The sequence below is a fragment of the Hymenobacter gelipurpurascens genome, from assembly GCF_900187375.1.
GTDB classification, from domain to species: domain Bacteria; phylum Bacteroidota; class Bacteroidia; order Cytophagales; family Hymenobacteraceae; genus Hymenobacter; species Hymenobacter gelipurpurascens.
Genome location: NZ_FYEW01000001.1, coordinates 1,840,487 through 1,853,377 on the forward strand (window position 1 = coordinate 1,840,487; position 12,891 = coordinate 1,853,377).

Here is a 12,891-nt window from a genome sequence, read left to right on the forward strand (position 1 = left end):
GAACCGCCAGGCCTCTGCCGGCCGGTCACCTATTACTCCTGGCACTCGCGGCAAACGCCGGCCAGCAGATAGTCGCGAGTTTTGGCCTCAAACTTATCGGGCAGCTGCACGGCCGGAATGGCTACCTGGTTGAGGCAGTAGATGTGCTGGCAGTTGGTGCACTTGAAATGCACATGGTTATCAAAGTGCGCGTGAGCACTGCACTCGATGGAGCAGGCGGCGTAGCGCACCGTGTCGCTGGTATCGATAACGCGATGAATCAGCCCGCTTTCCTCGAAAGTTTTCAGCGTCCGGTAAAGCGTAATGCGGTCCGTATCTCCCCCAATTTTCTGCTCAATTTCGTGGCCTGAAAGAGCAAAAGAGGACTCGAGCAACGTTTGGAGCACCGCCCGCCGCACCGGCGTTTGGCGCAGCTCGTGGCGGCTGAGAGTTTGAGAAATACGGTCGGGACTTGCCATAACAGCACAAAGATACGGTGAATCTGCGGGCACCGCGCTTCTTGTTAGCACGGCCTCATTGTTGAGCTATAGTCGGCGCGCAGCGGATAGTTGCCGCTTATTACACAGAAATTTGAAACTTGAGGAGCCGATTCAGCCACTTCCCATGCCTCACCTCCCCCCTACCGCCTTTCTTTTGCGACGTTTCGGCGTCCTATTCGGGCTGCTGCTGTGGCTGGCAGGTTGCTCCACCTCCACGCCTACGCCCAAGTACACCATCGGCTTCTCGCAGTGTACCAACGGCGACGCGTGGCGCCAAGCCATGCTGGCGGGCATGCAAAAGGAGCTGAGCTTCTACCCTGAGGTGCGCTTTCGCATGAAGGATGCCCACGACGACAGCAAGCTGCAGCAGCGCCAAATTCGGGAATTTCTACGAGAGAAAATTGACCTACTGATCGTATCAGCCAATGAAGCGGAGCCCATTACGCCCATTGTAGAAGAGGCTTTCAACCGCGGTATTCCCGTCGTGATTCTTGACCGGCGCACTACCTCCAAGCTCTACACGGCTTACGTGGGCGGCAATAATCTGGAAGTAGGCCAGGCGGCTGGCAACTATGTGGGTAGCCTGCTGAAAGGCCGCGGCAATGTGCTGGAAGTACTGGGCGCGCCCGGAGCCTCCCCGGCTCTCGACCGGCATCAAGGCTTCGCGCAGGCCCTGGCCGCCTACCCTGGCCTACACTTGGTGGCGCAGGTGCACGGCGACTGGAAGCGCCCCTCCGTGATGGAGCGCCTGCCCGCCGTACTGCGTCAGCACCCGGAAACTAACCTGATATTTGCCCACAACGACCGGATGGCCTTGGGCGCCTACCAAGTCTGCAAGAAGCTCGGCCTTGATGGGCGCATTCGGGTGATTGGCGTAGATGGCTTGCCGGGGCCGCACGGCGGCCTACAGTTTGTGCAGGATGGCGTACTCAGTGCCACGATGCTGTATCCGCCCGGCGGCGAAGAGGCCATCCGGACGGCCATGAAGATTTTGCGCAAAGAGGCCTACGACAAAGAAAATACGCTCAGCACCATGGTCATCGACTCGACCAACGTGCTGACGATGAAGCTCCAGACCGAAAAGCTTACCAGCCAGCAGCAGGATATTCAGCGCCAGCAGCGGCTCCTGAAGCAGCAGCGCGACACCTATGCCAGCCAGCAGACGGTGCTGTACGTGCTGGCGGCCGCCCTGCTGGGGGCGGGCTTGCTAGGCCTGCTGGTGTGGCGCGCATTCCGGGCCAACCGGCGCATTAATCGGCAGCTGGGCGAGCAGAACCAGGAAATTCTGTCGCAGCGCAACCAGATTCAGGAATTTGCCGAGCGCGCCCGCGTAGAAACCGAGGCCAAGCTGCGCTTCTTCACCAACTTCTCCCACGAGCTGCGGACGCCGCTCACGCTCATTCTGGGTCCCGTAGAGGAAATGCTCACTAGCGGCCCCGAGCTGCCAGCGGCTCAGCGCCACGACCTGGGCTTGATCCGGCGCAATGCCCAGCGCCTGCTACAGCTCGTGAACCAGCTCATGGATTTCCGCAAGATTGACGTGGGCAAAATGCCGGTGCGCGCCACGGAAGGTAATCTTGTGGCCTTTGTACGCGAGATTATGGACGTATTTGAGCGCCCCGCCCGGCAGCGTGGCATCACGCTCCGCTTTCTGCCCGCCGAGCCAGTTATTCCGCTCTGGTTCGATGTCAACATCCTGGATAAAGTTTTCTTCAACCTGCTCAGTAACGCCCTCAAATTCACGCCCGACCGCGGCCACATCACCGTCAGCATTCAGCCAGTACCAGCCGATAAGGCAGTGCGGGTAAGTGTGGAGGATGATGGCCGCGGTATTTCTGACGAGGACAAAGCGCACATTTTTGAGTGGTTTTACCAAGGCCAGCAGTCCGTGGCGAGGGGTTCCGGCATGGGGCTGGCGTTGGCGCTGGGCCTCACCCGTTTGCACCAGGGTCAGTTGAGCTTCACCAGCCAACCGGGTAAGGGAAGCACCTTCATCGTGACTCTTCCCATGGAGCTAAACGCCGACCTACGCTCCGACAGCCCCGCCCCCCTCTCCTCGCCGGCATTTGCCCTCGATGAAGGCATAGAGCGCTCCAGCAATACGCCTGATGTAGCCAGCCCGCTGGCTACCGGTGCCGGCAGCGAGGCCCTGGTACTGGTGATTGAGGACAACCCCGAAGTCAATGCGTTTCTGGCCCAGAAGCTTCAGCCACACTTCCAGATCAGCACGGCTTTCGACGGAGCTACTGGCCTACGCCTGGCCGCAGAGTCTATTCCCGATCTGATCATCTGCGACGTGATGCTGCCGGAGCTTAGTGGCCTAGAGGTGGTGGCGCAGCTGAAGGGCGACTGGCGCACCTCGCACATTCCGGTGGTTTTGCTCACGGCCCGCAACGCGCCCGAGCAGCAGGTAGAAGGCGTGCAGGCCGGCGCCGACCTGTATCTCACGAAACCTTTTAATCCGGCCTTTCTGCTCGAAAGTGTCCGAACGTTGCTGACTAACCGCGAGAAGCAGCGGGAGCACTTCCGGCGGGAGCTGTCTGTGGATACCGTGACGGTAGCTCCGCAGCGCGTCGACCAGAAGTTCCTCGCCGACCTCACCGCTATTGTGGAAGCCAACCTGAACCGCTCCGACCTGAGCGTGGAGGATGTGGCCCGCAGCCTGGGCATTTCTAGGGTGCAGCTCTACCGCAAAGTGAAGGCCGTGCTGGGCACGGGCGTTACCGATTTCATACAAGGGGTCCGTCTCACCAAGGCGCGGCAGCTGCTACTCGATGACGACCTATCCATTGCCGAGGTGGCCTACCAGCTGGGCTTTTCTTCCCCCTCCTATTTCTCCACCAGCTTCAAAGCCCGCTACCAAGTGTCGCCTTCCGAGTTTCGGGCCATGCACACCACGACGGGCTAGGCCACCTTATTTGATTCCCGCCAAGGGCTGAACCTGACTCCTCATCTAGGAGCCAAGTTCAGCCCTTTCACTTTTGTGTCGGTACTGGCCTAGAAGGTGTATCAAATTCAAAAAATGTGGTATCAGAAGTGAAAGTGGAGCTGTACAAAATATTTTAAAAATGGTGTTAATTTACTGACTATCAATTATTTATTTTGTTTCATGCTCATTGAGTTAAATCTGAAAGACATTGAGTGAATAGAGCAAGCGAAAGGTGGGCGGTTAGCGGATATTTGATCAACTGCTCGGTGCTCTAACCCCGCTCCGAAGCTTCAAGTATCCCCGCCCGCAGCCGCCGAAGTTGCAGCTGCTAAACCCAAGGGCAGCCAGAGCGGCGGGGCAGTTGAAGCGAGTTCTCACCTGACGCAAGCGGGTGAGTCGTAGGCCGGGCTGCTAGGCCAGTGTCCTTATCTGAATCTTCCCACCATCTTTCAATTCCCCCATGAAACATGCCGTACCCACGCTGCGTCGGGCCGCTGGACTGACGTTGCTCGCCGCCCTGCCGCTGGCCGTTGTTGCGCCCACGCAGGCCACTGCTCTAGGCCACTCCACTCCGGCTGCGGATGCCGCTGCCGACGTTCCTGTTAAGGGCCGCGTGCTGGATGAAAAAGGCGCCGGAATGCCCGGCGTCACCATCGTGGCCAAGGGCACGGCCATTGGCACCTCCACCGATAATGACGGCAATTTTACCCTCTCGGTGCCGGACAATGTTACTTCCCTGCTGGTTTCCTTCGTGGGCTATAAGTCTCAGGAAGTACCTGTGGCAGGCGGCCCCATCAACATCACGATGGCCCCCGATGCAGCGGCTCTGGATGAAGTAGTCGTGACCGGCTACCAGACCCAGCGCAAGGCCGACCTGACCGGCGCCGTGGCGGTGGTGAAGACGGAGGAAATCAAGGATATGGCCTCCAACGACGTAACGCGCAACCTGCAGGGCCGCGTACCGGGAGTACAGATTAATACCGATGGTGCCCCCGGCAGCGCGGCTACGGTGCGTATCCGCGGCATTGGTACGCTGGGCAACAACGACCCGCTGTACGTTATCGACGGCATTCCAACGAAGGAAGGCATCAACCAGATCAACCAGAACGATATTGAGTCGATTCAGGTGCTGAAGGATGCTTCGGCGGCCAGCATCTACGGCTCCCGCGCCGGCAACGGCGTTATCATCATCACCACGAAGAAGGCTAAGCGAGGCGCTACGCGGGTTGACTTCTCGACCTTTTTCAGCGTGCAGCAGCCGGGGCCACACATCAAGCTGCTCAACACCCAGGACTACGGCCGCGTGTATGGCCAAGCCGCCATCAACGATGGCACCGTGCCCAGCCTCCCCTACTACAACTTCCAGACCAGCCGCGACGCCAGCGGCAAGCTGGTGCTGAATGGCGTGACGGTGCCGGAGTTCATTGACGCCGACAAAACCCAGCGTGCCTCCAACACCGACTGGTTCAAGGAAACCCAGCAAAACGCCCTGATTCAGAGCTACAACCTGAGCCTGAGCAGCGGCAGCGAGCGGGGCGGCGCCTTGTTCTCCCTGAACTACTACGACAACTCCGGCACCCTGAAGCACACCAGCTTCGACCGCATGACGGCCCGCCTCAACTCCGACTACAACTTCCTGGAGGGCAAGCTGAAAGTAGGCGAAAACCTGACCATTGTGAAGTCGCAGCGGGCCGAGTTTGACCTGAACTTGGTGCGCGACCGGACCACACAGCTGCCCTCCATTGTGCCGGTGCATACCGTAGACGGCGTGGGCTGGGGCGGACCGGTAGCGGGCATGAGCGACCGGGACAACCCCCTGCGTCTGCTCACCGACAACAAGCAAAACCGCTCGAACACGGGTCGGGTATTCGGCAACCTGTTTGCCGATGCGGAAATCCTGAAGGGCCTGCACTTGCGCACTAGCTTCGGTATTGATTACAGCCTGTTCAAGTACCGCCAGATCTATAAGACCTACAAGGCGGGCTTCCTCTCTGAGCAGAACAACCGCGTAACGGACAACAACCGTTTCTGGGGTAACTGGGTGTGGCAGAACACGCTGAACTACGACATGACCCTGGGTGGCAAGCACCAATTGGGCTTCGTAGCCGGCACCGAGCGCATCAGCTACAACGACGAAAGCAGCTTTGCCTCGCGCACCAATTTTGCCAGCGAAGACCCTAACTACGCCTACCTCGATGCGGGCTCGGCCAACAAAGACAACGGCGGCGGGGCCACGGCCTACCGCTTGGCCTCCTACTTCGGCAAATTCAACTACTCCTTCGCTGACCGTTACCTGCTCTCGGCCACCATCCGCCGCGACGGCTCCTCGCGCTTCGGGCAAGATGAGCGTTTCGGGGTATTTCCGGCCCTCTCGGCGGGCTGGCGCCTAAGCGAGGAGAGCTTCGTGAAGGATGCAGTGCCTTTCCTCTCTGATTTGAAGCTGCGCGCCGGCTGGGGCCAGACCGGCAACCAGGACATTGCCAACTTCGCATCGCGAGGTTTGTACCAGTCGCTGCTGGGAACCTTGGACCCTAACTTTGACTACGACCACGGTACGGCCTACGACATCTACGGTAACGACACCAACTTGCCTTCGGGCTACCGGCGCTTTCAGCGGCCCAACCCCGGCCTGAAGTGGGAAACCACCACCCAGACCAACGTGGGCGTCGACTTCGGCTTCTTCCAGAATAAGCTCTCCGGCTCGGTTGACTACTTCGTCAAGAACAGCAAAGACATTCTGGTGAACCTACCTTTCCTGGCCGTGGTGGGCGAAGGCGGCGACAAGTTCGTGAACGGCGCCTCCATCCAGAACAAAGGCTGGGAATTCCTGCTCAGCTATCAGAGCGAGTTGGCTAACGGCCTGACCTACGGCATTACGGGCAACCTTTCCACCTACCGCAACAAGCTCACCTTCCTGCCCGACGAGGTAATCAACGCCTACGGCGGAAACGGCCAGAATGTAACTCGCCTAGGCCACTCCATTAACGCCGTGTACGGTTACGTGGCCGATGGTTTGTACCAGAACTCCGCCGAAGTAAGCGGCGGCCCTACGCAAGTGGGCGCCGCACCCGGCCGCATCCGCTACAAAGACCTGAACGGCGACGGCAAGGTGGACAACTTTGATCAGACCTGGATTACGGAAGGCGTGCCCGACTTCAACTACGGCCTCAACCTGAACGCTGGCTATAAGGGCTTCGATGTGCAGGTGTTCTTCCAGGGCGTACAGGGCCTAGATGCCTTCAACAACGCCAAATTCCGGACGGACTTCTCCTCCATTGCTTCCGGCGAAAACTGGGGCCAGCGCCTGCTGGGTGCCTGGACGCCAACCAACACCGGCTCTACTATTCCGGCCGCTACGCTCATCAACACCAACAACGAAGGCCGCGCTTCCACCTACTTCATCGAAAACGCTTCTTACATGAAGCTGCGCAATGTGCAGCTGGGTTACTCGCTGCCGAGTGGCCTAACGAGTCGGATTAAGCTGCAAGGCGTGCGCTTGTACGTGCAGGGTCAGAACATCTTCACGGTCAAGAGCAAAGAGTACACCGGCGCTGACCCTGAAGTGACCAACTACCAGTACCCGCTGCCGCGCATTTTCACCACCGGCCTCAACGTTTCCTTCTAACCACCCGCCCGCGCTACTGTCATGAAAATCTTTAAAACCAGCGTGTTGGCCCTGTCGCTACTCGCATTTGCTTCTGGCTGCAACGATAACAAGTTTCTCGATGTGGCTCCCATCGGTGCCCTCAGCGACGACCAGCTGAATACACCCGCCAACATCGAAAAGCAGGTGATTGCCGCCTATTCTCAGCTCGGCAACGATGTGTACCGCGCCCCCTACACCTCCATGTGGCCCTACGGCAACGTGCGCGGCGGCGACGCCTACAAAGGCGGCAACGGTACCGCCGACGTGGACGCCTTCCACTTCTACGAAACCTTCACCTTCAACCGCGTCGACGTTGGCAACACCGACGAGCTGTGGTTCCTAATTTACATTGGTGTGTCACGCTGCAATGATGCGCTGCGCCGCCTCGATGCCGTGGATGCTGCCGCTATGCCTACCAAGGCCGTGCGCCAGGGTGAGGTCCGCTTCCTGCGGGGCCACTACTACTTCCTGCTCAAGGAGCTGTTCAAGCGCGTACCCTACATCGACCAATCAGTACCTTCTGACAAGTACGGTGAGGTATCGAACGTAGACCTGAGCAATGACGAGCTGTGGACCAAGATTGCCGATGACTTCCGGTTTGCGGTAGCCAACCTGCCCGAAACCCAGCCCGAAACTGGCCGGGTTACGAAGTCGGCGGCCCAGGCTTACCTGGCCAAAACGCTGCTCTACCAGGCCTACGTGCAGAACGACAACCATGCCGTAACCTCGGTAGATCAGGCGAAGCTGCAGGAAGTAGTGACCCTCACCAATCAGGTCATTGCCTCGGGCAAGTACTCCCTGCATCCTGACTTCGCCACCAACTTCCTGACCGCCGGCGACAATGGCGTGGAGTCGGTGTTTGCCATCCAGTTTTCGCGCAACGACGGCACGCCCAAGGGCCGCACCCAGCGTGGCAACGAGCTGAACTACCCCATGAACCCCGACTACGGCTGCTGCGGCTTCCACCAGCCCAGCCAGAACCTGGTCAACTCCTTCAAGACCGATGCGCAGGGCCTGCCACTGTTCACCACCTTCAACAACTCAGACATAGCCACTGCGGCTGATTTCCAGGCCAATACGGTTGATCCTCGCCTGGACCATACCATTGCCATCCCGTCGCACCCCTACAAGTACCTACCCACGTTCATCTTCGAAACCTCGTGGCTGCGCGACCAGAATACCTATGGCGTGTATATGTCGATGAAGGAAACGGTGCTGCCTTCCGACCCCAGCTTCCAGAAGACGCCGCCGTTCATGAACTCCTCGAAGAACTGGGCCCTGATTCGCTTTGCCGATGTGCTGCTGTGGAAGGCGGAAGCCCTGATTGAGCTGAACCGCGCTTCGGAGGCTCTGCCCATCATCAACCAGATTCGGCAGCGCGCCCAGAACAGCACGGCCCGCCTGAAAACCACGGCCGGCACCAACATCTCCAACTACAAAATCGGCCTTTACTCAGCTGGCCAGTGGAACCAGCAGTACGCCCGCGAAGCCCTACGCTTCGAGCGCCGCCTGGAGTTTGCCATGGAAGGCTACCGCTTCTTTGACCTGGTGCGCTGGGGCATTGCCAGCGACTATCTGAACACCTACTTCGACAAGGAAAAGACTAAGCGTTTGTACCTCAAGGAGGCACGCTTCACCAAAGGCCGCGACGAATACCTGCCTATTCCGCTGAATCAGATTAACTTCAGTAAAGGCCTGTACAAGCAGAACCCAGGCTGGTAGGCCTGTTAGGCCTCTTCAGCTAGTCTTTGAATTGGTTGTAGGCCTCTCCCATATGCTGTGCTGCAACACAGGCGAGAGGCCTACAACTGTTCGGACAGCCAGCCCTTTCAGCCTTGCGTACATCTTGTAAGTCAGGATCTTCACTCAGTTTTTTACTTCCCCGCCGTGAAAAATAGCAACGTTTTCTTCTGGTCCCTGGTGGTTGCGCTGGGCGGCTTCCTGTTCGGCTTCGATACCGCCGTGATTTCGGGAGCCGAAAAAGCCATCCAGCAGGTTTGGAGCCTGAGCCCCGTGGAGCACGGTTTCACCATTTCCATCGCCCTGATTGGTACCGTGTTCGGCGCCATCTTCGGTGGTATCCCGTCCGATAAGCTGGGGCGCCGCCAGACGCTCATCTGGATTGCCGTGCTCTACTTCGTGTCGGCGCTAGGCGCGGCCCTCACGCACAGCTGGCTGGCCTTTGTGGTGTTCCGCTTTTTGGGTGGCCTAGGCGTAGGCGCGTCGTCGGTTACGGCGCCGCTGTACATTTCGGAGGTGTCGCCGCGCGAGTCGCGGGGGCGTATGGTGAGCATGTTCCAGTTCAATATTGTGCTGGGCATTCTGGTGGCCTACCTCTCAAACTACCTCCTGACGGGCGTAGGTGAGCAGGACTGGCGCTGGATGCTGGGTGTGCAGGTGGTACCCGCGGCCCTGTTTTTTGGGCTGCTGTTCCGAGTGCCGGAAAGCCCCCGTTGGCTCATCGGGCGCGGCCGCGTAGAAGAAGGCCGCCGGATTCTGCACCTCATTAACCCCGCCTCTGCCGACGAAGATGTAGCTAATATTCTGACCACCAATGCCTCTGACGAAGCTATGGTAGGCGGCCGTTCCCTGTTCGCCAAGCAATACCGCACTCCGGTTATGCTGGCTGTGCTGTTCGCGGTGTTCAACCAGGTGTCAGGCATCAACGCCATCATCTACTTCGCTCCGCGCATTTTCGAAATGACTGGCTTAGGTAAGGGCTCAGCCCTGCTGTCCTCGGCGGGCCTGGGCCTCGTGAACTTCGCTTTCACGCTGCTGGCTCGCCAGTTCATTGACCGCGTAGGCCGCCGCCAGCTTATGCTGATCGGCTCGTTCGGCCTGATTGTCACGCTAGGCCTAGTATCGTGGGCTTTCTATTCCGAGAACTTTGGGGCGCTGGGAGGTATGCTGGTACCGGTGCTGCTGTTCGTGTACATCGCCTTTTTCGCCTTCTCGCAGGGCGCGGTTATCTGGGTATTTATTTCGGAAATCTTCCCGAACACGGTGCGCGCCAAAGGGCAGGCGCTGGGCTCTTCTACGCACTGGGTGATGGCGGCCATCATCGCTTTCACCTTCCCCTACCTCGCCGAGAAGCTAGGCGGCGGACACACCTTCGCCTTCTTTTGCGCCATGATGGTGCTGCAGCTGCTCTATGTGTGGCGCCTGATGCCCGAAACCAAAGGTACCTCGCTGGAACAGCTCGAACAAACGCTGGTCATTCACTAGGCCACTCCGTAGCAACAATTCCCGCACGTCATGCCAGCCGAAAGCAAAGCAGGGTGTGCTACAACCATCAACTCCCGATATCCATGTCTGACAAGAAAATAGTCTGCTTTGGCGAAGTGCTCTGGGACGTGCTGCCCACCGGCAAGCAGCCCGGCGGCGCCCCCTTCAACGTGGCCGTGCACCTGCATCAGCTAGGCCTATCTGCCGACCTCATCAGCCGCGTGGGTGATGATGATTTAGGCACGGAGCTCCTCGATTTCATTGAATTGAAGGGCCTCAGCACCGAATTTGTGCAGCGCGGCAAAACCCACCTCACGGGCGTGGTGAAAGCCAACGTAGATGACGCCAACGAGGTAACTTACAAGATTGTACAGCCCGTGGCCTGGGACTACATTCAGTATGACGCGGCGCTGGAGCAACTGGTGGCGCAGGCCGATATGTTTGTATTTGGGAGCCTGGCTGCCCGGCAGGCCGCCACCCGCGAAACGCTCTACCGCTTGCTGGAGCACGCCAAATTCAAGGTTTTCGACGTGAACGTGCGTCCGCCGCACTACACGAAGGAAGTAGTGAAATATCTGCTTGAAAAAGCCAACCTGGTGAAGATGAACCACCATGAGCTGGCCGAAATCATGGCGTGGTTTGGCCAGGAAACCGACAAGCCCACCGCCATGCAGTGGCTGGCTACCCGCTTCGATCTGCAGGCCGTGTGCGTGACCTGCGGCGCCGATGGCGCGCTGCTCTGGACCAACAACCAGCTCTACCGCGCCCCTGGGGTGGCGGTAGAAGTAAAAGACACTATCGGGAGCGGTGATGCTTTTCTGGCAGCATTGCTGAAGGGTTGGCTGGCCGGCACGGAGCCCGGCGAGGCCTTGCGCTTCGCCTGCGCCACCGGGGCTTTGGTTGCTACGCACCTGGGCGCTACGCCTACCTTCTCTGAGGCGGAAGTCGCAGAGCTGCTGGCCGCACAGGTGGCCTAGCCCAAGAACCGTCGCGCCAACTAAACCGCGTGCTTTCCCTAACTTCTCTTTCCCACCCGCATGAAAAACGCTCTTTTCCTGGCTTTATCACTCACTAGCCTAACCACCTTTGTTCAGGCGCAGACGGCTAAGCCCGTGCCGCCCGCCACGCCGCAATACCGCCCGGCCTACCACTTCACGCCGGCTGCCCACTGGATGAACGACCCCAACGGCATGGTGTATCACAAGGGCACTTACCATCTGTTCTTCCAGCACTACCCCGAGGGTATGGAATGGGGCCCGATGCACTGGGGCCACGCCACGAGCCCGGATATGGTAAGCTGGAAAGAGCAGCCGATTGCGCTTTTTCCGGATAGCCTGGGCATGATCTTCTCGGGCAGCGCGGTGATTGACGCCAACAATACGGCCGGCTTCGGGAAAGATGCTATGGTGGCCATCTTCACCCATCATGACCAGGTGGCGGAGAAGAAAGGCACCAACAAACACCAGAACCAAAGCCTGGCCTACAGCCTCGACGAAGGGAAAACCTGGAAGAAATACGCGCAGAATCCTGTCCTGAAAAACCCCGGCATCCCGGACTTCCGCGACCCGAAAGTAAGCTGGCACGAAGCCAGCAAGAAGTGGGTGATGACGCTGGCCACCAAAGACCGTATCACGTTCTTTGCGTCTCCTAACCTGAAAGACTGGACCAAGCTCAGCGAGTTTGGCGAGAAGCTCGGCGCCCACGGTGGCGTGTGGGAATGCCCTGATCTGTTTCCGCTCACGCTGAACGGCAAAACCCATTGGGTGCTGCTGGTGAGCATCAACCCCGGCGGCCCCAACGGCGGCTCGGCCACGCAGTACTTTGTAGGTCAGTTTGATGGCAAAACTTTCACGCCGCAAACCACTACCCAAAAGTGGATTGATTGGGGCAAAGATGACTACGCCGGTGTAACCTTTGCCGGTACTGGCGCCCGCAAGATTTTCCTGGGCTGGATGAGCAACTGGGAGTACGCCAACCAGGCCCCCACCTCGCCCTGGCGCAGCGCCATGACGGCCCCACGTGACCTAGCGCTAAAGCAGGTAGGCTCCGAGATTTACCTCACCTCCACGCCCACCCCGGAAGTAGCCAAGCTGGCCCAACCTGCCCAAACCCTGAAGAACCTGACAGTAAAATCGGAGCTAGGCCTATCCGACAAGGTCAAGATGACGAGCCCGCAGTTTCAGCTCAAACTCAGCACCAAACAGCTCCAGGATTTTGCCGTGGTGCTGTCTAATGCCGGCGGCGAAGAACTGGTCATCGGCTACGACAAGAAGGCAAATCAGTACTTCATTGACCGCACGAAAGCCGGCCTCAGCAGCTTTAGCGACAAATTTTCCGGCCGTCACCCCGGGCCACGCCTAGCTACTGGTCCCGCCGCCGATCTGACGCTGCTCTTCGATGCTACATCGGTAGAGCTATTTGCTGATGGTGGACTGACGACCATGACGGAAATTTTCTTCCCGAAGCAGCCCTTTACGCAACTTAAGCTGCGCTCTGCTACGGGCATTACCGTGGATGCGCTTACGTATGCCAAACTCGGCAACACCCTGAAATAGCTTCCTTCATCGGGATATTATCGATTATTGAAAGGCCGGCTCCCCTTGTGGGAAGCC

At 58.8% G+C, this 12,891-nt stretch carries 7 protein-coding genes; 6 read left to right on the forward strand and 1 reads right to left on the reverse strand.

Annotated features, from left to right (window positions below):
* Positions 1-32 precede the first annotated feature (32 nt).
* Entirely contained in the window at positions 33-458 is a 426-nt protein-coding gene (locus tag CFT68_RS07820; protein ID WP_088842832.1) for a Fur family transcriptional regulator, read from the reverse strand.
* Positions 459-603: 145 nt separating this feature from the next.
* Between CFT68_RS07820 and CFT68_RS07825 the strand changes: the two genes are divergently transcribed.
* The 6 genes from CFT68_RS07825 to CFT68_RS07850 all read left to right on the forward strand — a co-directional run bounded on the left by CFT68_RS07825 (position 604) and on the right by CFT68_RS07850 (position 12,834).
* Positions 604-3,387 (forward strand): substrate-binding domain-containing protein, encoded by a 2,784-nt coding sequence (locus CFT68_RS07825; protein ID WP_088842834.1) that lies wholly within the window; start codon positions 604-606, stop codon positions 3,385-3,387.
* Between the two features lie 481 nt (positions 3,388-3,868).
* Positions 3,869-7,033, forward strand: coding sequence for a SusC/RagA family TonB-linked outer membrane protein (locus CFT68_RS07830; protein ID WP_088842835.1), 3,165 nt, complete (start codon positions 3,869-3,871; stop codon positions 7,031-7,033).
* 21 nt (positions 7,034-7,054) lie between these two features.
* Positions 7,055-8,776 (forward strand): RagB/SusD family nutrient uptake outer membrane protein, encoded by a 1,722-nt coding sequence (locus tag CFT68_RS07835; protein ID WP_088842837.1) that lies wholly within the window; start codon positions 7,055-7,057, stop codon positions 8,774-8,776.
* Between the two features lie 165 nt (positions 8,777-8,941).
* Positions 8,942-10,279, forward strand: a complete 1,338-nt coding sequence (locus CFT68_RS07840; RefSeq protein WP_088842839.1) for a sugar porter family MFS transporter — start codon at positions 8,942-8,944, stop codon at positions 10,277-10,279.
* An 83-nt stretch (positions 10,280-10,362) separates the two neighbouring features.
* Positions 10,363-11,256 (forward strand): carbohydrate kinase family protein, encoded by an 894-nt coding sequence (locus CFT68_RS07845; RefSeq protein WP_170934732.1) that lies wholly within the window; start codon positions 10,363-10,365, stop codon positions 11,254-11,256.
* 60 nt (positions 11,257-11,316) lie between these two features.
* The gene (locus tag CFT68_RS07850; protein ID WP_088842840.1) at positions 11,317-12,834 is read left to right on the forward strand and encodes a glycoside hydrolase family 32 protein; all 1,518 of its coding nucleotides are present in this window, start codon (positions 11,317-11,319) and stop codon (positions 12,832-12,834) included.
* The last annotated feature ends 57 nt before the right edge of the window (positions 12,835-12,891 follow it).

Coding starts and splice junctions, on each gene's coding strand:
- CFT68_RS07820 (WP_088842832.1), bottom strand. CDS start 458: ATGGCAAGTCCCGACCGTATTTCTCAAACTCTCAGCCGCCACGAGCTG.
- CFT68_RS07825 (WP_088842834.1), top strand. CDS start 604: ATGCCTCACCTCCCCCCTACCGCCTTTCTTTTGCGACGTTTCGGCGTC.
- CFT68_RS07830 (WP_088842835.1), top strand. CDS start 3,869: ATGAAACATGCCGTACCCACGCTGCGTCGGGCCGCTGGACTGACGTTG.
- CFT68_RS07835 (WP_088842837.1), top strand. CDS start 7,055: ATGAAAATCTTTAAAACCAGCGTGTTGGCCCTGTCGCTACTCGCATTT.
- CFT68_RS07845 (WP_170934732.1), top strand. CDS start 10,363: ATGTCTGACAAGAAAATAGTCTGCTTTGGCGAAGTGCTCTGGGACGTG.
- CFT68_RS07850 (WP_088842840.1), top strand. CDS start 11,317: ATGAAAAACGCTCTTTTCCTGGCTTTATCACTCACTAGCCTAACCACC.